This window comes from Sphingobacterium rhinopitheci (genome assembly GCF_022627575.1).
GTDB classification, from domain to species: domain Bacteria; phylum Bacteroidota; class Bacteroidia; order Sphingobacteriales; family Sphingobacteriaceae; genus Sphingobacterium; species Sphingobacterium rhinopitheci.
Genome location: NZ_JADEYQ010000014.1, coordinates 22,329 through 46,067, shown reverse-complemented (window position 1 = coordinate 46,067; position 23,739 = coordinate 22,329). Strand labels below are relative to the sequence as shown.

The 23,739-nt window shown below is 35.9% G+C and carries 16 protein-coding genes; 14 read left to right on the top strand and 2 right to left on the bottom strand.

Annotation, left to right across the window (positions count from 1 at the left end):
* The first annotated feature begins 22 nt into the window (after positions 1-22).
* The 6 genes from yihA to IP023_RS12140 all read left to right on the top strand — a co-directional run bounded on the left by yihA (position 23) and on the right by IP023_RS12140 (position 6,903).
* Positions 23-646, top strand: a complete 624-nt coding sequence (gene yihA, locus IP023_RS12165) for a ribosome biogenesis GTP-binding protein YihA/YsxC (protein WP_241790640.1) — start codon at positions 23-25, stop codon at positions 644-646.
* A complete protein-coding gene (locus IP023_RS12160; RefSeq protein ID WP_241790639.1) occupies positions 646-1,506 on the top strand; it encodes a UbiA-like polyprenyltransferase in 861 nt (286 codons plus the stop codon). Before yihA ends, IP023_RS12160 begins: the two co-directional genes overlap by 1 nt.
* Before the next feature lie 78 nt (positions 1,507-1,584).
* The gene (gene topA / locus IP023_RS12155) at positions 1,585-3,993 is read left to right on the top strand and encodes a type I DNA topoisomerase (RefSeq protein WP_241790638.1); all 2,409 of its coding nucleotides are present in this window, start codon (positions 1,585-1,587) and stop codon (positions 3,991-3,993) included.
* 5 nt (positions 3,994-3,998) lie between these two features.
* Positions 3,999-4,412, top strand: a complete 414-nt coding sequence (locus IP023_RS12150; RefSeq protein WP_241790637.1) for a hypothetical protein — start codon at positions 3,999-4,001, stop codon at positions 4,410-4,412.
* The gene (gene cmk, locus IP023_RS12145) at positions 4,412-5,092 is read left to right on the top strand and encodes a (d)CMP kinase (protein ID WP_241790636.1); all 681 of its coding nucleotides are present in this window, start codon (positions 4,412-4,414) and stop codon (positions 5,090-5,092) included. The genes IP023_RS12150 and cmk overlap by 1 nt, the downstream gene beginning before the upstream one ends.
* A gap of 248 nt (positions 5,093-5,340) precedes the next feature.
* Positions 5,341-6,903 carry a calcineurin-like phosphoesterase C-terminal domain-containing protein gene (locus tag IP023_RS12140; RefSeq protein ID WP_241790635.1) on the top strand — a complete coding sequence of 521 codons (1,563 nt, stop codon included), beginning with the start codon at positions 5,341-5,343 and terminating at the stop codon, positions 6,901-6,903.
* A 311-nt stretch (positions 6,904-7,214) separates the two neighbouring features.
* Here IP023_RS12140 and IP023_RS12135 read toward each other — a convergent pair whose 3' ends face one another.
* A complete protein-coding gene (locus tag IP023_RS12135) occupies positions 7,215-9,419 on the bottom strand; it encodes an FUSC family protein (RefSeq protein WP_241790634.1) in 2,205 nt (734 codons plus the stop codon).
* Between the two features lie 738 nt (positions 9,420-10,157).
* On the opposite strand from IP023_RS12135, the gene IP023_RS12130 reads away from it, so the two are divergent.
* The 8 genes from IP023_RS12130 to IP023_RS12095 are packed head-to-tail and all read left to right on the top strand — an operon-like array spanning position 10,158 to position 22,948.
* The gene (locus IP023_RS12130) at positions 10,158-13,418 is read left to right on the top strand and encodes a SusC/RagA family TonB-linked outer membrane protein (RefSeq protein ID WP_241790633.1); all 3,261 of its coding nucleotides are present in this window, start codon (positions 10,158-10,160) and stop codon (positions 13,416-13,418) included.
* 9 nt (positions 13,419-13,427) lie between these two features.
* Complete coding sequence (locus tag IP023_RS12125) at positions 13,428-14,912, top strand: RagB/SusD family nutrient uptake outer membrane protein (protein ID WP_241790632.1); 1,485 nt, start codon at positions 13,428-13,430, stop codon at positions 14,910-14,912.
* A gap of 26 nt (positions 14,913-14,938) precedes the next feature.
* Positions 14,939-17,617 carry a c-type cytochrome gene (locus IP023_RS12120; RefSeq protein WP_241790631.1) on the top strand — a complete coding sequence of 893 codons (2,679 nt, stop codon included), beginning with the start codon at positions 14,939-14,941 and terminating at the stop codon, positions 17,615-17,617.
* A gap of 11 nt (positions 17,618-17,628) precedes the next feature.
* Positions 17,629-18,678: an aldose 1-epimerase family protein gene (locus IP023_RS12115; protein WP_241790630.1), complete on the top strand. Its 1,050-nt coding sequence runs from the start codon at positions 17,629-17,631 to the stop codon at positions 18,676-18,678.
* A gap of 19 nt (positions 18,679-18,697) precedes the next feature.
* Positions 18,698-19,909 carry a cupin domain-containing protein gene (locus tag IP023_RS12110; RefSeq protein WP_241790629.1) on the top strand — a complete coding sequence of 404 codons (1,212 nt, stop codon included), beginning with the start codon at positions 18,698-18,700 and terminating at the stop codon, positions 19,907-19,909.
* An 18-nt stretch (positions 19,910-19,927) separates the two neighbouring features.
* Positions 19,928-20,965 (top strand): sugar phosphate isomerase/epimerase family protein, encoded by a 1,038-nt coding sequence (locus IP023_RS12105; protein ID WP_241790628.1) that lies wholly within the window; start codon positions 19,928-19,930, stop codon positions 20,963-20,965.
* Between the two features lie 12 nt (positions 20,966-20,977).
* Positions 20,978-22,138, top strand: coding sequence for a Gfo/Idh/MocA family protein (locus IP023_RS12100; protein ID WP_241790627.1), 1,161 nt, complete (start codon positions 20,978-20,980; stop codon positions 22,136-22,138).
* Between the two features lie 18 nt (positions 22,139-22,156).
* Complete coding sequence (locus tag IP023_RS12095) at positions 22,157-22,948, top strand: 3-keto-disaccharide hydrolase (protein WP_241790626.1); 792 nt, start codon at positions 22,157-22,159, stop codon at positions 22,946-22,948.
* A 135-nt stretch (positions 22,949-23,083) separates the two neighbouring features.
* On the opposite strand, the gene IP023_RS12090 is transcribed toward IP023_RS12095, so the two are convergent.
* Positions 23,084-23,539 (bottom strand): KTSC domain-containing protein, encoded by a 456-nt coding sequence (locus IP023_RS12090; protein ID WP_241790625.1) that lies wholly within the window; start codon positions 23,537-23,539, stop codon positions 23,084-23,086.
* Positions 23,540-23,739 lie beyond the last annotated feature (200 nt).

Below are 23,739 nucleotides of genomic sequence, written 5' to 3'. Positions count from 1 at the left end.
AAAAATAATTCTACCTTTGTCTATGCTTGTAAAAACCGCAGAATTTGTATGTAGCAATACTCAGGTCGACAAATTGCCAGACCCAAATTTGCCAGAATATGCTTTTATTGGAAGATCTAACGTAGGTAAGTCTTCTTTAATCAATGCTTTGACTAATCGTAAAGGGTTAGCTAAAACTTCGCAAAAACCAGGGAAAACACAATTAATAAATCATTTTATTATTAATGATACGTGGTATTTGGTGGATTTGCCAGGATATGGCTATGCACAGACGTCAAAGAAAAATCGTGCCGAATGGGGAAAATTTATTCGCCGTTACCTTACAGATAGAGAAAATCTTCAATGTATTTTTGTTTTAGTGGATAGTCGTTTGGAACCACAGAAAATAGATTTGGAATTTTGTTGTTGGTTAGGGGAGCATGGCTTGCCTTTTATGCTTGTATTTACCAAAGCTGATAAGCAATCTGGCGTGAAGTCTGATCAAAATGTCGCTAAATTTAAACGTGCTTTATTAAATTGGTTTGAAGAAGTGCCCGCGCGTATAATCACATCTTCGGAAACACGTTTAGGTGTGGAGGAGATATTAGTTAAAATCGATGAGATAAACGAGAGGTTCGAAAAACCTTCAGCTTCGGATTATATATAATGAAAAAATACATGTCATTGGTGCTTTTTGCACACAGCATATTTGCGTTACCTTTTGCTATAATAGGATTTTTTTTAGCATTAACGATTACAGATTATCATTTTGAATGGAAATTATTTCTTTTGATGCTTGTTTGTATGGTTACAGCACGTAATGCAGCAATGGCATTTAATAGATACTTGGATAGGGATATTGATGCGCTGAATCCACGGACAGCAGTTCGTGATATTCCCGCAGGAAAAATTAGTCCACGTCAAGCGTTGATCTTTACTATTATTAACTGTTTTGTATTTGTAGTGGCTACTTACTTCATTAATCCAATGTGCTTAATACTATCTCCAGTTGCTTTATTTGTGGTTTTATTTTATTCTTACATGAAGCGAATTTCTCCACTTTGTCATTTAGTATTGGGTTTGGGATTAGGATTAGCTCCTGTAGGCGCTTATTTGGCAGTGACTGGGACATTTAGTATTGTCTCTGTATTCTATGGATTGGCAGTATTGACTTGGGTTGCTGGCTTTGATATTATTTATGCTTTGCAAGATGAGGAATTTGATCGTGCTAACGGTTTGAATTCTATTCCTGCCAATTTAGGTGGTGCAAAAGCCTTAATAATATCTACAGTATTGCATGTGATGTCCTTTGTATTTGTTTTATTGCCAGTATTTTACATGAATGCAGGGCTATTTTATTATATTGGTGTACTGATTTACGGTGGTTTGTTAATATATCAGCACCGAATAGTATCACCGACAGATTTGTCTAAAGTAGACAGAGCGTTTATGACGACCAATGGTATTGCGTCAGTTATATTTGCCTGTTTTTACTTATTAGATGTATTATTTTTAATTAAGTTATAGTTTTTTATGAGATAAATGACATTATTTATTGTCATTCCATTTTGAATTATTAATATTTGCAGAAATCTTAACACGTAAATGGCTAAAAATTTATTAATAGTGGAGTCGCCTGCGAAGGCAAAAACGATAGAGGGGTATCTAGGGAAAGATTTTCTGGTGAAGTCCAGTTATGGTCATATTCGAGATTTGGTCAAGGGTGATGATGCTATTGATACAGCCAATAAATTTCAACAAAAGTATGAAGTTCCCTCAGATAAAAAGGCTGTAGTCAGTGAGTTAAAGAAGTTAGCTAAAGCTGCTGAAACAGTGTGGTTAGCGTCCGACGAGGACCGTGAGGGGGAAGCTATTTCTTGGCATTTATTCGAAACATTAGGCCTGAAGGAAGATGCTACCAAACGTATTGTTTTTCACGAGATTACGAAGCCAGCTATTTTAAAAGCTATTGAAAGTCCGCGTAAGATAGATTATAATTTGGTGCACGCTCAACAAGCACGTCGTGTATTGGATCGTTTGGTAGGTTTTGAACTTTCTCCCGTATTGTGGCGAAAAGTAAAGCCATCACTTTCTGCTGGACGTGTTCAATCTGTTGCTGTTCGTCTTATTGTGGATCGTGAGCGTGAAGTGAATAAATTTAATGCTGATGCAGCTTATAAGATTGTTGCTGTATTTCAAACGGGTAAAGGTAAAGAATCTTTTAAGGCTGAACTACCGCAACGTTTTGAATCTAAAGATGAGGCAAAGAAATTCTTACAGGATTGTATTGATGCATCTTTTTCTATTACTAGTTTAGAAAAAAAACCAGCTAAACGATCTCCTTCAGCACCATTTACAACATCTACATTGCAACAAGAAGCAAGTAGAAAGTTGGGTTTTTCGGTAGCACGCACAATGCAGGTGGCACAGCGCTTATATGAAGCTGGACGTATTACTTATATGCGTACGGATTCCGTTAATTTGTCTGATACTGCAATCCAAGCTGCACAAGAAGAAATTACGAATGCTTATGGTGAAAAATACCATAAGATGAGAAAATATAAAACGAAAGCAGCAGGTGCTCAAGAAGCGCATGAGGCTATTCGTCCGACGTATTTTTCGGAGCATACCTTAGTTGGTGATCCCTCTGAAAAACGTCTTTACGAATTGATTTGGAAGCGTGCGATCGCTTCACAAATGAGTGAAGCAGAATTTGAGAAAACTATCGCTAAAGTATCGGTTTCTACGCGTTCTGAGCTTATGACGGCATCGGGAGAAATCATGAAATTTGATGGTTTCTTAAAAGTATATATGGAATCTACTGATGATGATTTGGATAGTGGTATAGATGATGATGCGGACAATTCTTTATTGCCTCCATTAGAGAAAGGGCAAGATTTGTTTTTGAAAGATCTTACTGCTACCGAGCGTTTCTCGAGACCCCCAGCAAGATATACCGAAGCTTCACTTGTTAAAAAATTAGAAGAATTAGGAATTGGTAGACCATCTACATATGCACCTACTATTTCTACTATTCAAAATCGTGGTTATGTAGTTAAAGAAGATCGTGATGGTAAACCGCGTAACTTTAATGTACTTACATTAGCCAATTCGGAAGTAACAGAACTCGTAAAAACAGAAATGACAGGTGTGGAACGTTCTAAAATGTTCCCTACAGATATTGGTGTTCTCGTAAATGACTTTCTAGTTGAGCATTTTAAAGATATCGTTGATTTTAATTTTACGGCTAAAGTAGAAAAAGAGTTTGACGAAATTGCCCAAGGCAATAAAGAATGGTCTGTCATGCTGGAGAATTTTTACCGACCTTTTCATGAGGAAGTTCAAGACACATTGGAAAATGCAGATAGAGCAACTCATGAGCGTGAGCTTGGTGTAGATCCTGAATCGGGTAAACCGGTAAGTGTACGCGTAGGACGTTTTGGACCGTTGGTACAGATCGGGAGCGCAGATGATGAGGAAAAACCACGTTTTGCTTCTCTTCGTAAAGGGCAGATGATTGAAACGATTACTTTTGAAGAGGCAATGGATTTATTCAATCTTCCGAAAAAAGTAGGTGTTTTTGAAGATAATGATATGACCGTGGCTATCGGGCGATTTGGACCTTATATACGTCATAATTCTGCTTTTTATTCTTTACCTAAGGGCTTAGATCCTTTGGATGTATTAGAAGAACAAGCTATTGAAATCATTAAAGAAAAACGCCAAAAAGATATCGATAAAGTAATTCGTGTATTTGATGAAAATCCAGATGCAAAAATTGAAAACGGTAGATGGGGACCATTTGTACGTTTTGGTAAACAGAATTTAAAAATCCCCAAAGGAACTGATGTTAGTGCCATCACGTATGAAGAGGTACTACAATGGGCTGCAGCTGATCCAAAAGCACCAAAAGCTACTAAAGGAGGTAAAACTGCTGCTACAAAAACAACAAAAGCGAAGGCTACTACAACAAAAAAGACAACAACAAAGAAGACAGCGACTAAAAAGAAATAGGAAAGATGAAGAAGGATTTACCTCTTAATATTGTTGAAAATGTTTCTATAGCAGTAGTGTTGGAAAGTGAAACACCGGAAACAAAAAATTGGTCTGTTTATTTAATAAATGAAAAAAATATCGACCTCAAGAATGTACTGGTTACTTCCAAAGGATATGGTATGATAAATGATCGTGAAGTTAAAACAAGTACTTTAAGACATTTTATAGGCGATGTGAATGCGAATTCATCTGTCAAGATTGAACTTATTGACCCACAGGTTTTTGGGTTAACCAATGAATATTGGTTAAGTTATTATATAGATAATACGATTTTTGACAAAAAATATATTTTCTTACCGGAGAGCATCGTGGATGAAAACCTCTCTAAAATTCCATTAGTCAATAAAGCTGGTGTGATGATAGGAGGATACAATTAATGGCAAGAAATAATTTTATTGTCGCTATTGATGGCTTTTCTTCTTGTGGGAAAAGTACCGTAGCAAAAGCCTTAGCTAAGGAATTAAATTTTGTTTTTGTTGATTCAGGAGCGATGTATAGAGCGGTTACGCTTTATTTTTTACGCAATAGAATAGATCTTAAGAATAAATTTGATATTTTGAATGCTTTGGCGGAGATTCATATCGATTTAATTCCTAGTACTACACATACGCAGATATTATTGAATAATGAGGATGTGTCTGATGAGATACGTCAAATGGAAGTATCTTCTAATGTCAGTGAAGTGAGTACGATAAAAGAAGTACGTCAAGCTATGGTAGCACAGCAACAACGTCTAGGAAGCCACCGCAATATAGTGATGGACGGTCGAGATATTGGTACTACAGTATTTCCTGATGCAGATCTGAAAATATTTATGACAGCAAGTCCTAGTGTGCGTGCCGAAAGAAGATTTGCAGAGCTTACTGCTAAAGGTGAGGAAGTGACAATGGAGGAAATTCAACAGAATCTATCGCATCGTGATCATATCGATTCTACACGCGAAGAGAGTCCATTACGTCAAGCTGATGATGCTATTGTTTTAGATAATTCTGAGTTATCACAAGAAGAACAATTAAAATTTGTGTTAGCACAAATTGAAAAAATAAAAAGTAAATAGCTCTATTTACTTTACAATATCTTAATATTTAAGTTACATTTAGTTCTTTGTTCAAATTTATCTTTGAGCAAAGAACTATTATGGCATTCAAAAAATAATATACTGTTTGTATTATTATAACTATTTGAATATAAGTATTTAATAAAAATTCGTATATTTCAGATTCAATAATAAGTTCTATTTTTTTTATCAACATTATTAATCTAATTATCATGGGTTTTGTCATTATTACCCATAAACGATTTACTATGAAATTAAAATTTTTATTTACAATTGGCTTACTTTCTATAGGTATAGCTCAAGCACAAGAATTCGCTAAAGGTGTTGTTTTTCATGATACTAACAAAAATGGAAAAAAAGATAAATCTGAGGTAGGTTTAAAATCTGTTTCTGTGAGTAATGGTAAGGATGTTGTACAAACAAATGAAAAAGGGGAATACCGCCTTCCCGTAGGTAGTGATAACATAATTTTTGTTATAAAGCCATCGGATTATTCATTTCCATTAAATGAAAATAACCTTCCTCAATATTATTATATATACAAACCGAATGGATCACCCGTATTGAAGTATTCTGTTTCTTTGCCTACCGGTAAATTACCGGCACGGTTAGATTTTCCGATGTACAGACAGGATGAAAGTAAGCAATTTCAAGCGTTAGTATTCGGAGATCCACAAGTTTATAATCTTGAAGAGTTGGCATTCTTTAAAAAAGGAATAATTAATGATTTAAACAATGGTGATAGTATTGCATTTGGTATTTCACTGGGTGACTTAGTAGGTGACAATTTGGATCTACATGCGCCATATAAAGATGTAATTAAGCAAATAGGGAAGCCTTGGTACAATGTAATGGGGAATCATGATATGAATTATGATGTATTATCAGATTCATTATCTGACGAAAGTTTTGAGAAAAATTTTGGTCCCAATAATTATTCCTTTAATTATGGTGATGCCCACTTTATTGTATTAGACAACATTATTTATCCTAACCCTAGAACTGGAAAAGGTTATTTGGGTGGATTTCGTAAGGATCAATTAGATTTTATTGAAAATGATTTAAAATTTGTTCCAAAAGATAAATTAATAGTTCTTTGCTTTCATATCCCTTTAAAGCATAATAATTCTGATGTATTTCGTAATGAAGATAGACAACGTCTATTTGATCTATTAGCAGAATTTAATCATACGGTTTCTATGTCTGCACACACACACTATCAGCAACAATTGTTTTATGATAAAAGTGAAGGGTGGCGTCAGGAGAAACCACATCACGAGTATAATGTAGGTACTACGTCAGGTGATTGGTATTCAGGATTGGACAATAATCAAGGAGTGCCTCAATCTATGATGCGAGATGGTACACCAAAGGGTTATGCAATTTTAAATGTAAAAGGGAACCAATATTCTTTTGACTATAAAGTAGCTGGTGAAAACCAAGATTATCAAATTAATATTATAGCGCCAAAGGCTGTGAGCAAAAAACATCTAGGCAGGTATAAGCTTTATGCTAATTTTTTTATGGGTACCGCAAATGATAAAGTTAAATTTCGCATCGATGGCGGCAAATGGAATGATATGAAGCACGTCGAAATAGTAGATTTAGCGTATCAATATGAGGTTTTAAAATTTGATAATGCCATAGAATTTATGGATGGTAGACGTCCTTCTAATCCAGTTAAATCATCCCATATTTGGGAAATTAAATTCCCTAATAACCTTTCTCAAGGTGTACATAATATAGAAGTAGAAGCGACGGATATGTTTGGAAAGACACATAAGCAAAATACGACAATCAATGTGATGTAATAAATATTATGTTTTAAAGTTTGTAATTCAAAAAGATTAGGCTTAGATTATTTATAATCTGAGCCTTTTTTCAAATTAAGACTTGCCATAGATTTACTTTCACTTAATTCACGATATGATTATCCGGTTTCATAACTATTTCACCCTTCGGAAATGGAATTTTATTATTTGTATTTTCTCGTTTTCCATTTAAATGGTTGTATCTATGCTTACAAATTTTTAATAGAACTTTAAGATGATAGTTGATTTATCTTCTTTGTTTATACGTGATTAGATAGTATAAATATATTTTGCTATGCTACTTTTTGAACTTATTTAATATTTTTTGCTGTGGTTTCAATTTGCTCGGATAAGTTAGCAATCCAGCTCAGTTGCTTCAGCATCAATTGGGATTCCTCAAGCTTTCTTCTTTCCTCATTTGAGGAGGAATCCAGTAGATTTATTTTTTTCGATTGTTCTATTTGTAAAGTTGAAATTACTGTTTCTGGACAGATATCATTTTTGTCAACATGTGTAGATTTATCGCCAAAATAACTCAAACTAACATCTAAATTATAGATCACTGTATTTACAATAGTATCATAAGATTGAAAATTCTCATTTTCTTGATGCGATCTTATAAAGCTTCCTAAACTCGCTACAGCGCCCACTAATGTTTGATTTAAAATAGCTATTTTATATAACTCGGCTCTATTTTGTTGCTTATTTTTAGGTTCCTGAATTAAGCGTTGGTAGGATTCCATTAAGTTTCCTATTGCTATAAAAGCATTCTTGCGTGTAGTTTCTACTTCAAAATTTTCTCTAAGCTTTTGGATATATATAATTTTAAACTGATTGATATATTCAATCGTACTATTGATAGAAGCTATTAAATTTTTCTTTACAGAATCTGTCTCCCAAGAAGGCCATAAGAATGTCGTTGCTACGAAGGCAATGGTAGCGCCTGTCAATGTATCTACGATTCTATACAGTACGCTGATATCTGCTCCTGTTTTAAGTATGCCATAGATTAGAATAATGAATAAGGTTGTGAATGTAACCCCAATTCTGTAGTCTTTACTCGAAAACCAGTAACTAAAAAGCATAGCTGACGCTGTTAATATACCGAGTATAAGGGTATCTTTAATGAAGTATAAGATTACTATACCTAATAATCCGCCAATAACAGTACCTAATACACGACTGTGCATTCTACTCTTTGTAAGCCCATATCCTGGGCGTATGATGACGATAATTGTTAGTAATACCCAATATTCTTTCTGGAGTGCTATGAAATCTCCAAAAGTCAATCCTATCAACAAAGCTATGGTTGTACGCATAGCGTATCTGAAATAGATAGATTTGAAATTGAAGTTTTCGATGAGTGTTTTAAATCGATATTGATTTGGAGTAAAGTATTTAGCTGCATCTTCATAATTTAGTGTAATATCAGAGGTATCTATCTTCTCTGTACACACGCGTTCTAGGGCTTTTATTTTTTTGATTTGTTTACTTAAATAATCATATATATTGTCTATATAGAATTTGTTTTCTATGGATATATCGTTTATATTTTTAAGTTCATCTTGAATATCTGCCAATTTATCTGTCAATATATTGGTCGGTTGATAGGTAGAACGAAGTCTTATACTATCGGAAAGATCTTTAAGATTGGTAGCAAAATTTTGTGTTATTTCTGCTATTGATTTCTTTATGTTTGTTTGCTTATCGAGTTCTTCTATTGTTTCCTTATTATGGAATGTTGTTGATATTGCGAATTCCATTATTTCATTTAAAAAGGAAGTAGCTAATATTATTTTCCTGTTATTTTTTGAGTTTACTAATCTAAAATTGTTGTAGTCAAGGTATTGGTTGATTTGATTAAATGAGTCATTTATAACAACCTGTAATGCTAATTGTTTTTCTTTAATAGTATCAATATCGGGGTTATCTCCCCAATATTGTGAACGTAACTGCAGATAGGAAGCGACATTATTGATACAAACAGCTAGTTTTATACTAATATATTTTGAAGGTCTGATAAGGTAAAAAATAATAGAAATTGTTAAATACATCATACCGCCACAAAACATATACAAACCATTGGAGAGTGCATCTGATGTATTTGTAATATGTATAAATGATAAACAGATACCTAATAATAACGTAAATGACATCTGGTTAGCACGTTGCCCATATAAGGATATAAGGGCACTAAAAAAAACAAAAATTGCAAATACCACGTAAAATATAAAAGTGTAAGAATAAAGTAGCGTTAGTGCTATAGAAAATGTAGGTACCAAAATTGCAGCAAGGCCAACGCCTATTATTTTTTCTTTGAGGCTATTGCTACTATCAATAGGTGAGCAAAGTGTTGCTCCTAGCGTCAACCCAAAGGCTACAGCTACGCCATCTCTGTCATAAAATATTAGAAAGGATAAAACTGCACAAAGTGTTATTTTTACGGCATTATAAAAATGGTCATCACTAATTTTATATAAGAGTTCATCGATAAATTTTCTTTTCTTTTCCTGCATGGTTTATAAGGTATAATAGGTATTTGTATTGCAGAAGCAAATAACTTGCCAATAAGTAAATGGCATTATACTAAATTGCTTGGCTCTCCTCATAATATTATGTAGAGAAATAATATTATTAACTATTTAAAATAATGATTTCTTGCTTTGGTTATTTAAATATTATGTAATTTTCATGTTTATCCAAAAGAAACCTATCTATTGCTTGAATTATCTTACTAAATACCTGTACTTACTACATTTACCTAAATATTTTCCTTATTCTGAATTCATAAAATGATAAATAATAGGAATTATGTCAGATAAAAATTTCTTTTTTTAGTGTAATAAAGTGTTTTTTTAGTCAATGTAATTACACTTATGGTGCTGTATTTAAGGTTTTTGTGATTTTTATTGCTATGCTTATTATTGGCTAAGGGCTTGTTTTTTCAGGATAGTGCAGGATGCCTATTTTTTTATGGTTTACTATATTCGAATATCAACGATTCAAAATCGTTTCCAATTATAAGCAAAAAGATTCCCTTGTATCAATATATGGTAATAATGGAAGATACATTTATGGTATTAGTTAAAAAAGGAGGTTAAAGGTCGTTAGGTACAATTAATCAATCGTCAATAAATACTTAAAAAAGTTTACCGATAGTGTTAGTCCACTATCGGTAATATTTTAACAGTAAAACATAATAAATAAGAGGTTCACGTCTCCTATATGTTCAACCATTAAACTTTTGCTAAATTATGCAAACAAATCAATTAAACAAAGCTAAAAACTTTAGTTATTCTGCTCGAGAGCAATTTCATAGCCAATCGAGGATGTTTACAAAGGGCTTATTTACAAAACAGTACTTATTAAGTTTCGGATTTATTGTTCCCGCAGTGTTAATGAGTCACTTTTCTTTTGGTAATATAATTACTGAGGGCAAAAATAATAAATTAAATAAATCAATAGCAGTGATTTCTAATAACCACTTATTAGCGCAACAAAAGATCAATGTATATGGTATTGTGAAAGATGCTAATAATACACCATTAATGGGTGTTTCTGTCCAAGTTAAAGGAAAAACAGCTGCTACTTCAACGGATGTTAATGGACGTTATGAAATTGAAGTAGATAAGGGAAGTACCTTAGTTTTTAAAAATATAGGGTTTAAGGAACAAGAAATTACCGTCAATTCATCAGGAGCAAGTAATGTTGTTTTAGAATCTTCTCAACAAGATATTGATGAAGTCGTTGTTGTGGGGTACGGTAGTCAACAGAAAAAAGATGTTACGGGCTCCATAGCAACCGTGTCCATGAATAATGTCAAAGGACAAGCTATTGCAAGTCCAGACCAAGCTTTGACAGGACAGATTGCGGGTGTACAGGTAAGCGCATCTAATGGTACTCCAGGTGGCGGACCAAAGATTCAAGTACGTGGTATCGGAGCTATTGGTGCTGGTAGCCAGCCTTTGTATGTTATTGATGGTTTCCCTATTCCGTCTTCTTCCAGTGAGCGTAATAATCCATTAGCGACAATTAATCCTGCGGATATAGAATCAATGACTGTCTTGAAAGATGCGTCAGCAACTGCAATTTATGGCTCCAGAGGTTCTAATGGTGTTATTTTGATCAACACAAAAAAAGGTGCTATTGGAGCAATGAAAATTAATGTTGCTGCGAGTACAGGATTACAGCAAATTCCAAAAAAAGGTAGACCTAATTTAATGAATGCACAAGAATTTGCGCAATTCCGTAAAGAGGCTATTGAGGACAAAATTCGTTATGAAGAAGGAAGAGAACCAACTATTAATGATATTCCCGAAGAGTACAGAAATCCAGCAGCACTAGGCGAAGGAGTAGATTGGTATGATGCAGTATTACGTGTGGCACCCATGACAGATGTCAATTTAAACTTAAGTGGTGGTAGTGAGAGTATGCGTTCATATGTTTCATTAGGTTATCTCAATCAAGAAGGTACAGTTATAAATACCGGTTTAGACCGTTTTTCTGTACGTGCAAATGTCGATGGTACGATTTTTAATAAACTTAAAGTAGGCGTCAACTTAGCACCTACATTATCTTATTTAAGAGGTGGCGTTAATGGGCAGGGGCGTGATGAATTTTTCCAAATCACAACTCCTGTTGGGAAAATATATAATGATGATGGTAGCTATGTCCCTTATATTCAGTCTCCAGGTTCTTTTGGTAACCCAAATCCTGTAATGTATTTCAACGAAAGGGTGGATAAAAGTAGTGGTATGAAAATGCTATTTAGTACTTATTTAGAATACAGCATTTTAAAAAATCTGAAATTTAAGACTACCTTCAATGCCGATTATTTTGATGAAAGTAGAGAAACATTTCGTCCTTCCACTATCCCTAACCAAAATGCTCCCGGAGCATCTATTCCTAGCGGTGGTTATTACAGACAGCAGTATTTAAATTGGGCGAATGAGAATACATTGTCTTATGATGTCGTATTAAATGATGATCATTCTTTTAATGCTTTAGCAGGGTATTCGGTACAGGTACAAAAGAATAAAGGAGCCAATTTTAATGGCTCACAATTTCCAGATGATGATATTCAAACATTGAATGCAGCCGCGCGTATTACGGGAAATACCGGGATAGAGGATTGGGCCTTAATTTCCTATTTAGCACGTTTAAATTATTCTTATAAAGATAAATATATAGTCACAGGATCATTCCGCTCAGATGGCTCTTCTCGCTTTGGTAAAGACAATGTCTGGGGATCCTTTCCTTCTGTAGCTGTAGGTTGGCGTTTGTCGGAGGAGAATTTCTTAAAAGATACACCATGGTTAGATGAATTAAAACTTAGGGCATCTTACGGACGTAGTGGAAACTTTAATATTTCTAATTATGCTTCGTTAAGTAGTATCGGTACAAGTAACTATATTTTTGGAGGCAGTTTAGCACCCGGTAGAACAATGAATAATCTAGGTAATAGAATATTGGGATGGGAGCGCATGAAGGAGTTAAATATTGGGGTAGATTTAGCCGTATTTAATAATCGCTTATCATTTACAATGAACTATTACAAACGTAATACCCTAGATTTATTATTAAATACGCCAGTACCTCAATCATCAGGTTTTGGTAATGTTACTGAAAATAGAGGTAATGTAGAGAATAAAGGTTTTGAGTTCTCAGTGAATTCACTAAATATCAAAAGAGATAACTTTAGCTGGAATACAGATTTCAATATATCATTTAACCGCAATAAAGTAATTACTTTAGGTAGAAGTACAGATCCTATTTATTCTGGACAAAGTTCTGAAGGGAACTTCACAAATATAACCCGTATCGGTCAACCCGTTGGTATGATTATCGGATATGTCGTGGAAGGGATCTATCAAAATCAGGCCGATTTGGATAGATATCCAAGTTTCCCCGGAGCAATACCAGGTAACCTACGTATGAAGGATGTGGATGGTGATGGTGAGATTACTCCGAATGACGATTTTGATGTAATTGGTAATCCTTATCCTGATTTTACTTGGGGTATGACCAATAGTTTCAATTATAAAAGCTTTGATTTCCGTTTCATGATGGTGGGTGCTATGGGACAAGAAATGTTACAGGCTAGGCGTTTCTATACGGATAATATTGACGGTGTATTTAATGTAAGGAAAGAGGTCGCAGACCGTTGGCGCTCGGAAAGTAATCCAGGATCGGGTTTGGTACCTACTACCAATGGTACTGGTCGTGGTCGCGTAATGTATCGTGATACACACTCGCTGTTTATTCAAAAAACCGATTATTTATGGATTCGTAATATCAGTTTAGGCTATACATTACCTAAGCCTGTGGGTAAAGTAATTAATAATCTACGCATTTATGCAAATCTGCAAAATCCATTCCTATTTACAGGATATGATGGCAATCCTGAGGGAACTAATCTTAACAGAGCTGATACTAGTCCATTAGCGATGGGTATTGATTATGGCTCTTATCCGGTACCAAGGATTTATACATTAGGGTTGAATTTCAATTTTTAGCATTAGATTATGAAAATTAAAAATATAATATTGGGTTTAGGATTGCTAGGTTTTTCTTCCTGTAACCATTTATTAGAGGTGACACCGTATACTTTTTCAAGTGGTGATAATTATTATTCAAATGAAGGTCAGGTTTTACGTGCCGTGAATGGCGTTTATGCCCGTTTACAAGGTATATATACATCAGACTTTTGGGCCTTGACAGAGATGCGCGCAGATAATACAAATTATCAATATGACGAATCAGATCGCGGTACTCAGCAACGTGAAGAAATTGATGAGTTTTTGATCACTGCTTCTAATAATTATATTAACACAGCATGGGCAAATTTATATGGTATTGTTTCCCAGGCTAATGTGTTATTGTCTCGCATTGACGATGTTACTTTTGCAGATGACAATTTAAAGCAAAGATATATAGGTGAAGTAAAATTTTTACGCGCTTTTTCTCACTTTCATTTAGTACGTTTATTTGGGGAGATTCCGCTGCATACTGTGGAAGTCACAACACCACAAGAAGCTTTTACAGATGGTAAAAAAGCAACTTTAGAAGAGGTTTATGCTGTTATAGTACAAGATTTGAAAGATGCCTCTCAAGTACTACCTAATTCATATGATAGTTCTAATAAGGGGCGTGTTACCAAAGGTGCTGCATTGACTATGTTGGGGGATGTTTATTTAACAAGAAAACAATATGCTGAAGCCGTTACAACCTTAGAGCAAGTTACTCTACTAGGGTACTCTTTGATGGATAATTATGGTGATTGTTTTAACCCAAATTCGAAGAACAATGCCGAATCTGTTTTTGAGGTACAATACGATCAGTCAATAGAAGGAGAGAACAGTAATTTTATTTATATGTTCGGCCCAAGAAATGCTAAAGTTCAATTATTAGGCTTTACAGGTAATCTTGGCGGGGGCAATATTCCAACACCTAGTATATATAATGCTTATGAGGTGGGGGACTTACGTAAAAATGAATCTATTCAATTATTTGATGACGCTTCTAATGCCTCCTTTCAAGAGGCTGTAGCTTTCGGAGGGAAGATGCCTTTTATAAAGAAATTTTATCATGCACCCTATCCAGAGGATGGTCGTTCTAATGAGAATTGGCCTGTTTATAGGTATGGTCATGTATTATTATTGTTGGCGGAAGCGCAAAATGAAGCTGGTACTGGCGACCCGTATTTACATTTGAATAAGGTTAGAAATCGTGCCGGATTAGCGCCTATATCAGGCCTTTCAAAAGAAGATCTTCGCGAAGCTATTGCAAAGGAGCAACGCGTTGAGGTAGCTTTTGAAAACCATAGATGGTACCAGTTGCTGCGTACAGATAAGGCAGTCCAAATCATGAATGATCATGGTGTAGAAGAGAAAGCTCGTTTGTCACGTCTGAGTAATGCTTCTTATCAAGTGCAAGATTTTATGTTATTGTACCCTATTCCGAGTAGAGAAATTCAAGTTAATGGTATTGAACAAAATTTAGGATACTAATATATTATAAACTATAATCAACCAAAATGATGAAAATCAAGAGCGTACAATTATGTTTTTCTGTAATGCTACTTTTAGTAACGGTAGCAGCCTGCAGTACCAAGAAAGAAAAGGATAAAAGTACAAATCCAAAAACAGAGAAAATAACCTTACCCGAGGGATTTGCTATTGAGCATATATATAGTCCCTCAGACAGTGGTAATGGGTCCTGGGTATCAATGGCCTTTGATGACAAAGGTCGTATGATTACCTCTGATCAATTCGGTGGCCTTTTTAGGATAGAATTGCCGCCTATAGGTGCTGATTCTACGGTGAAAGCTAAGATTGAAGCGTTAGATTTTCCGATTGAAGGTAGAGATCCATCTGATACGAGTACCAATAAAGTAGGGATGGGTTTTGCGCAGGGATTGTTGTGGGCTAATAACAGTTTGTACGTGATGGTAAATCATAGAGGTAATGAAAAGTTTGCTAAAAGTTCAGGTTTGTACCGCTTGCAAGATACAAATGGTGATGATCAATTTGATAAAATATCACAAATGCTAGCCTTGGAAGGTGATGGTGAACATGGGCCACATTCTGTTATATTAGGTCCTGATTCTTCGATTTATGTTGTTGCGGGTAATTTTACCAAAGTACCACAAATGGATGCTTATCGTACTACTCCTGCGACTAGTATAGACAATCTATTCCCTTATATTTTGGATACACATGGGCATGATTCTGATTCCCACAATCATGGTGGTTGGGTTGCTAAAACTGATGCAGATGGTACTTCATGGGAACTGATCGCTTCAGGATTTCGTAACGGGTTTGACATAGCATTTAATAATGATGGTGAATTATTTGCTTATGATTCAGATATGGAATGGGATTTTGGAATGCCATGGTATCGTCCTACAAGAATACTGCACGTACCAAGTGGTGGTGAGTTTGGTTGGAGAAAAGGAACGGCTAAATGGGATGCTAATTATATAGATAACCTACCTGCTGCATTAAATGTGGGGCAAGGGTCGCCAACAAATTTAATCAATGCACATAATGCCAAATTTCCAGAGAAATACAGAAATAGCTTATTTGCCTTTGATTGGAGCTTTGGAATTATCTATGCTGTACAATTAGTACCTGATGGAGCTACTTACAAAGCTACAGCAGAAGAGTTTGTGTCAGGATCCCCCTTAGCATTGACGGATGGGTTAATAGGTCCTGATGGGGCGCTTTACTTTTTGACAGGTGGTCGGAGGTTGGAATCTGATCTTTACCGTATTTATCATGAAGATCATGATAATATGAAAGTTCAAATGGCTAAACGGGAAGTACCTGAAGGCGTGAAATTGCGTCGTGAAATTGAAAAATATCATAGTACATCAGCACCTGAAGATGTAGCCGATAAAATATGGCCTTATTTAGGGTATAATGATCGTCATATTCGTTTTGCAGCGCGTGTAGCTTTAGAGCACCAGCCTATTGATTCATGGATAAATTTGGCCTTTAAAGAAACGAATGTATTACGTATCACCGAAGCAATGCTTGCATTAGCACATGTGGGCGATCCTTCTTTAGAGCCTAAGATATTAGCCAAGCTAGCAACTATTCCTATTGATCAACTCAACCCTACGATGTTAGGTAATTTGACGCGAGTATACGAAGTTGTAATTGCTAGAATGGGAAAACCTGAAGGTGAAGTTCGTGAAGCATTGGTGAAAAGGCTAGAACCTTTGTATCCTGCTAATAGTAATTTCCTCAATAGACAATTGTCTAAGTTGTTAATAGCGTTGGGTAGTGAGTCTGTCGTTCCAAAGACATTGGCCTTATTAAAGGTGGCAGAAGATGACAAAGATGAAACTGTTTTTATGAGTTCTTCAGATCTGATATTACGTAATCCGCAGTATGGTTTGGATATAGCGGATATGTTAGCCAATATGCCTCCTGCACAACAGATTTTCTTCGCTACAAATTTGAGCGAAGCGAAGGAAGGATGGACACCTGAATTACAAGAAGAATATTTTAAATGGTTTAATAATGCATTTGGTTATAAAGGTGGAAACAGCTATATAGGATTCATTGATAATGCTCGAAAATTAGCGTTGAAAAATGTACCTCAAGACAAACAAGCATATTATGGTAAAATATCTGGTGATTCTCTACTAAATCAAAATGGAACTCGATTAGCAGAAAATGTCGTATATCCAAAAGGTCCTGGTAGAAATTGGGAAGTGGATACGGCGTTAAAAATATTAGATCAGGGTACTGAACCGAGAAGCTTTAAACGGGGTAAAGAATTGTTTATTGCGGTAAAATGTGCCTCTTGTCATGCCATGAAAGGTGAGGGTGGTTCTGTTGGGCCTGACTTAACACAATTAGGTACGCGTTTTTCGAAACGTGACATGTTGGAATCTATTATAAAGCCTAGTAAAGTAATATCCGATCAATATGAATCTAAAGTTTTCAATATGAAAGACGGCTCATCGGTATTAGGACGTTTGATGAGTGAGGATGATAACAATTATATTATTTCGCAGAATCCTTATGCACCTCAATTGACGAAAAATGTTCCTAAGAAGGATGTTAAAGATATCAAACGTTCCGAGGTATCGATCATGCCTCCAGGCACACTAAATACGATGAGCCCAGAGGAAGTGCGTGATATCATGGCATACCTCATGTCTGGTGGTAATGAAAACAACGAGATTTATAACAAAAAATAATATATCTGATCGTGGATTACTTGAATAAAGACTGGCTAACCAAGGTCTCCAATACGGCTCAAGTAGGTGGCATAGAAACATCTATTTTGGACAATGGCTTGGGTAGAGGCTCGCGAATAGCTTGGGTCAATACCGGAGCTGGCTTTCGATTCAAAGTCTTGTTGGATAGAGCGATGGATATTTCAGATGCGGCTTATAATCAGTATAATTTGAGTTGGATTAGTCGATTGGGCGTGACAGCACCTCAACCCTTAGCAAATCAAGGAACTAATTGGCTACACACATTTGGTGGTGGCCTATTAGTTACCTGTGGATTAACACACGTTGGTGGACCTGAAGAGGATGCATATGGTACGCGAGGATTGCATGATCAGATTAGCAACTGTGCTGCCGAAATTATCCAGATCAAACAACCGGATTTAATGACAGGTGATAGGGAGATGTTTATTTCGGGGATCATAAAGCAAGGGCATCCGTTAGGTGTAAACCTTGAACTGAGGCGTACTATTCGCTGTATTTTAGGTGAGCCTACATTGTATTTGACAGATGAGGTGGTCAATGTGGGTAATATAGATGCACCACATATGCTTTTGTATCATTTCAATTTCGGTTATCCATTGATTGATAAGGGCACTGAATTGCTGTGGGAAGGGGATTGGTCAGCACGAGAAAAAGGTGAAAATAACAAAATATTTAAAGAAGGTAATTCGTTTAAAATTTGTCAATCGCCCTTAGCTGCGCATAATGGTGCAGGTGAGGAGGCTGCTTTTATAGATATTGCCTATGATACAGATTATGTTAGTCTCTGCGGTATTCAGAATAAAAATCTGGGTATCGCATTAGCGCTAACTTTTGATAAACGCCAATTACCGTGGCTTACCAATTGGCAACATTGGGGTGTTGGTGAATATGTGACTGGTTTAGAGCCGGGTACTAATCCGCCAATAGGACAACGTAAGGTGCGGGAGACAAATGATCTTATCATACTGAAACCCTATGAACGTAAGAAATATGAGTTACGTATTGACCTTTCAAATAGTATTGAAAAAATAACCAAATAATAAATCAAATATAAATTCAATGGGAAATATTGAAAAAGCTTTTAAACAAGGAAATGGTGTATTGAGGTTGGCTCCAAATTGGGTGCCAAGGTCATTTTGTGTGCCTGGACGTCGTATTAAACTACATCCTGATGATTATTATATTTTGGGTGGCGAGCGTGGAGGTATTGATGAACGTTGGTTTTCATCAACTACAGCAGCAAAGAATGGCCCTTTGACAGGCGAGCATGAAGGCTTAAGTTTTGTGGTATATGAAGAGGATGGAAAGGTAGAGCAAATTCTTCTTGCTGACTGTGTCAATGAATTAAAAGGTAGATTAATAGGTGATAAACTGTGGGATGAATATAAAGCTTGGCCTATGTATTCTAAGTTTTTTGATAATATGGGGCCTTTACCGCATCATATTCATCACAATGATGAAAAAGCAGCTCTTATAGGACAAGTAGGTAAACCTGAAGCTTATTATTTTCCACCACAGCTAAATAATCATGGCGGTGATTTTCCATATACCTTTATCGGTATCGCGCCGGGTACATCGAAAGAAACCATTAAAAATTGCCTGCAAAATTTTACTAAAGGTGATAATAAAATTACAAATTATTCTCAAGCTTACCGTTTAGAACCAGGTACGGGCTGGGATGTTCCTCCGGGATTGCTACATGCTCCTGGTAGTTTGTGTACTTACGAGCCTCAAAAAGCTTCTGATGTATTTGCGATGTATCAATCTTTAGTCAATGAAGCAATCATCGATGAGGAATTATTGTGGAAAGGGGTTCCTGAGGATAAAAAGGGTGATTTTGATGCTTTGATGGATATCATTGATTGGGATCTTAACGTAGATCCAAATATGATGCAAAATCGCTTTATGCCTCCTGTTCCTGTCAAAGAGGAAGCTGAAATGGAAAGGGAAGGTTATAATGAAAAATGGATTTGTTATAAGTCAGCTGATTTTTCAGCGAAAGAGCTCACTGTATTTCCGGGGCAAAAGGTATTGATAAAAGATGCTGCAGCATATGGCTTGATTATGATGCAAGGTCATGGTAAACTCAATGAATGGCCATTGGAGACACCATCATTGATACGCTATGGACAATTGACTTACGATGAGTATTTTGTTTCTGAGGAGGCTGCTAAAAATGGCGTTTGGATAGAGAATCATTCTAAAGCTGATCCTATCGTAATGCTTAAGCATTTTGGCCCTAATAACCCAGATTTAAAACTAAATAGTTAACCGCTAAATATTATTATTATGAGCAACAATTTTCCAAAATTACACAATGCAACATGGCCCGGTATCGTAGGAAAAGGGGATCATGAACCTATTATATCATTAGATGAACTATTAACAAAAACAGCCGCGGCAAATGTCAATGGGGTTAAATTCGACGGTGTTGATCTTGGGTTATTTGATCCTCATGTAAAATTAGATACTTCGGACGACCATATCAGTTGGGTAGTGGATAAAATCGGGGGCTACGGATTGGATATTGGTACTTTGGTAGCACCTATTTGGCCTCCCGATGGTGGCGCTGCAATGGGCTCTCAGGCAGATCGTGATCGCTTTGTCGATGTGGTAGCTAAAGCTGCAGAGATGGGATATAAGCTCCGTAAACAAGGCATCAGAACCAATAATGTGATACGTATAGATTCGGCATCTAGCGTGGAGGATTGGGCTACCAATCCATTAGAAAATACCAAGCTGATAGCGGATACCTTTCGTAGAGCATGTGATGTAGCTGCAGGCTTTGGTGAACGATTAGCTGCTGAAGGTGAAATTTGCTGGGGTGGAATGCAGAGCTGGCGCAAAATGCTCGATACATTGGAGTTAGTAGATCGCGATAATATCGGGTTTCAAGCGGATATGTCGCATACATTTTTGTATTTACTAGGTTATAATAGTCCTGAAGATAGAATATTGAAAGAAGATTTTCAATGGGATGATCGCGAAGAATTAGAACGTGGTTTGAAGTTTCTGACGGCACAATTGCGCCCTTGGACCATTGATTTTCATGTCGCTCAAAATGATGGAACAGTATTTGGATCGGGCTCACACGATAAAACGGGACGTCACTGCTTACCAACTGATCCTAATGGTAAGTTGGATATTATCAATGATGCAGGCTATTGGTTGAGAGATGATAATGGGCAATTAACTAAAGCATTTGATCATATATGCTGGGATGGTTGTATGTTTCCCAACGAGGTGATGCATAAGCAAGAAACTTGGGATTCTATTTTAGAAACCTTAATTAAAGTACGTGATCAACATGGTTGGTCTAAACATTAAATCGTTATAATTATGCTTAAAAAAGAATTAAGAATAGGGTTGATTGGTTGTGGGTTTATGGGGAGAACTCACTCCAATGGTTATGCTAGAGTACCAAATTTTTTTCCTGATCTCGAATATAAACCTATATTAAAAGCGGTGTGTTCACGTAGTGAAGATAAAGTGAAAGCCTTTGCTGAGCAATGGGGTTATGAATCGTATGAAACAGACTGGCGCAAGCTGATCCAAAGAGATGATATCGATGCTATCGATATTTGTACGCCTAATAATATGCACTTTGAAATTGCTATCGCTGCGGCTAAAGCAGGAAAGATGATTCTGTGTGAAAAACCTTTGTCTAGAACGCTAGAAGAAGGAATGCAAATGGTTCTAGCCGTGGAAGAAAATAAGGTTAGAAATACGGTGTGGTACAATTATCGTAGACTGCCCGCTGTCACATTAGCCAAGCAAATTGTTGACTCTGGCAAGCTGGGTAAGATATTTCATTATAGAACAAATTTTCTTCAAGATTGGACCATCAATGAAAATTTACCGCAAGGGGGACGTGCATTTTGGCGCATGGATGCTGAAGCTGCTGGTTCGGGGGTAACAGGAGATCTGCTCGCTCATTGTATAGATTTAGCAATGTGGTTGAATGGTGGCATTAAGGATGTTTCTGCGATGACCGAAATATTTGTAAAGCAACGTATGCATGAAGAGACGGGCCAATTAGAAGATGTAAAAATTGATGACGCTTGTTTATTTCATTGCCACTTTGATAATGGATCTTTAGGATTATTCGAATCTACTAGATATGCACGAGGCCATAAAGCTTTATTCACTTTTGAAATCAATGGTGAGCATGGCTCATTGCGCTGGGATTTGCACGACTTGAATCGTTTGGAGTTTTTTGATAATGCGGACGATTCCATCGTTAAGGGATGGCGTTCTATTCATGTGACTGATGGGGACCAACCTTATATGAATAAGTGGTGGGTTCCAGGTTTATCTGTTGGCTATGAGCATTCTTTTATTCATCAGGTGGCAGATTTCTTAGTCAGCTTAGAAAAGAATCAACCTTGTCACCCTACATTTAGGGATGCCCTAGAGACGCAAAAAGTTTGTGATGCGGTGATCTCATCTGCGAAAAATAGACGCTGGGAGGAAACTGATGTCGAATGGATAGATAAATAATATATATATTAATCGATTATGAAAATAGTAAAAAAACTAACTTATAGTAGTTTGTGTATTGCTGTGTTATTTGCTTCTCAGGCTTGTAATGGTACTGCTGCTGATAAAAATAATAGCGCTACAGAAGAGGTACCTGACAATGTTGAATTTGTACAGATGCTTGATCAAAATTCCTTAAAAGGATGGAATGGTGATTCTACAATTTGGAAAATGGAAAATGGCATTTTAATCGGTGAGATTATTGAAGGTAGTGAACCCTTAAAGAATAATACTTTTCTAATATGGGAAGGTGGCGAACCGGCTGATTTTGTGCTGAAAGGTAAGTTCAAGATATCCGAATCCGGCAATAGTGGTGTCAATTACCGAAGTGAGCGTGTGACCGAAGTGCCTTATGCATTAAAAGGATATCAAGCTGATATTGATGGGCGTAATAATTATACAGGCCAAAATTACGAAGAACGTAAAAGAACTACACTCGCTTATCGAGGTCAACGTACCCAAATTGCTGATGATAATGACGGCGTAATGGGTGAATCTAAGAATAATGCTTGGACTAATTTGAAAGTAATTGATACCCTAGGTAAAGCTGATTCTTTGAAGGATTTAATTCTATTTAATGATTGGAATGAGATTGAAATTATTGCGGATGGAAATAAACTTTCGCATTATATAAATGGGGTATTGATGAGTGAAACAATTGATGATGACACGAAAAATAGAACTGACAAAGGTTTGATCGGATTGCAAGTGCATGTCGGTCCTCCAATGAAGGTGGAATACAAAGATCTACAGATAAAAATGTTGAAGTAGTCGACATAAAGAAATAGGCATATATATAATGTTATGGGTAATGCGTCATCATAGCCTACACACATAATTATAATCCATAAAAAAAAGGCAAGACCATATAATATGTCTTGCCTTTTTTATGTACTTAAGCGAATATTATAATTCTACTGCAGCAGTAGTTTTTAATACGTTTCTGTAGGTATATTTAGGAAAGATATGTCTTTTTGCAAAACGCATAGGTGAATCTGCATTTACAAATTTCACATACTCATTGCGTGGTACTGCAAAGTATTCATATTGGCTTCCATCAAGGAATGTAATTGTCAAAATACTACCTTTCCAATCGAAATCATTAATAGCAGACGTTTCAATTGTATTTTTGTATATTGGCAATTGTTTTTCTAAAGTTTCGGGACAGATACTAACCAAGAAATGGTAAGCTTCGATCATTTTAACGCTTTTTTCTTCTGCTGCTTTAAGTCCTTCATCGTCATTTACAAATTTGTCAGGATGACATTCTTTCATAATTTGACGGTAACAAGCTTTTAAAGCACTTAAATCAGCTGTTCTATCTACATTTAATAACGTTCTGTAATCTGCTATTTTTTTCATAGGCGCAAAGGTACGTATAATTAATGAATTTATAAGGTAATCTTTAGGATACAATAGGTTGTGAAATTCTAGGTATAGTATAACCTGCTTTATGTCGCCATAAAAGCTTGACCATAGATGGCTTTAACGTAATTTTGTCAATTTCTAGGCTGAATTAGCAGCCTACATTTTTGTCCCAAAGAAACCTTCAGTAAATTATA

Excerpts from the sequence above, each read along its gene's own strand:
- yihA (WP_241790640.1), top strand. The coding sequence starts at position 23 with ATGCTTGTAAAAACCGCAGAATTTGTATGTAGCAATACTCAGGTCGAC.
- IP023_RS12160 (WP_241790639.1), top strand. The coding sequence starts at position 646 with ATGAAAAAATACATGTCATTGGTGCTTTTTGCACACAGCATATTTGCG.
- topA (WP_241790638.1), top strand. The coding sequence starts at position 1,585 with ATGGCTAAAAATTTATTAATAGTGGAGTCGCCTGCGAAGGCAAAAACG.
- IP023_RS12150 (WP_241790637.1), top strand. The coding sequence starts at position 3,999 with ATGAAGAAGGATTTACCTCTTAATATTGTTGAAAATGTTTCTATAGCA.
- cmk (WP_241790636.1), top strand. The coding sequence starts at position 4,412 with ATGGCAAGAAATAATTTTATTGTCGCTATTGATGGCTTTTCTTCTTGT.
- IP023_RS12140 (WP_241790635.1), top strand. The coding sequence starts at position 5,341 with ATGAAATTAAAATTTTTATTTACAATTGGCTTACTTTCTATAGGTATA.
- IP023_RS12135 (WP_241790634.1), bottom strand. The coding sequence starts at position 9,419 with ATGCAGGAAAAGAAAAGAAAATTTATCGATGAACTCTTATATAAAATT.
- IP023_RS12130 (WP_241790633.1), top strand. The coding sequence starts at position 10,158 with ATGCAAACAAATCAATTAAACAAAGCTAAAAACTTTAGTTATTCTGCT.
- IP023_RS12125 (WP_241790632.1), top strand. The coding sequence starts at position 13,428 with ATGAAAATTAAAAATATAATATTGGGTTTAGGATTGCTAGGTTTTTCT.
- IP023_RS12120 (WP_241790631.1), top strand. The coding sequence starts at position 14,939 with ATGATGAAAATCAAGAGCGTACAATTATGTTTTTCTGTAATGCTACTT.
- IP023_RS12110 (WP_241790629.1), top strand. The coding sequence starts at position 18,698 with ATGGGAAATATTGAAAAAGCTTTTAAACAAGGAAATGGTGTATTGAGG.
- IP023_RS12105 (WP_241790628.1), top strand. The coding sequence starts at position 19,928 with ATGAGCAACAATTTTCCAAAATTACACAATGCAACATGGCCCGGTATC.
- IP023_RS12100 (WP_241790627.1), top strand. The coding sequence starts at position 20,978 with ATGCTTAAAAAAGAATTAAGAATAGGGTTGATTGGTTGTGGGTTTATG.
- IP023_RS12095 (WP_241790626.1), top strand. The coding sequence starts at position 22,157 with ATGAAAATAGTAAAAAAACTAACTTATAGTAGTTTGTGTATTGCTGTG.
- IP023_RS12090 (WP_241790625.1), bottom strand. The coding sequence starts at position 23,539 with ATGAAAAAAATAGCAGATTACAGAACGTTATTAAATGTAGATAGAACA.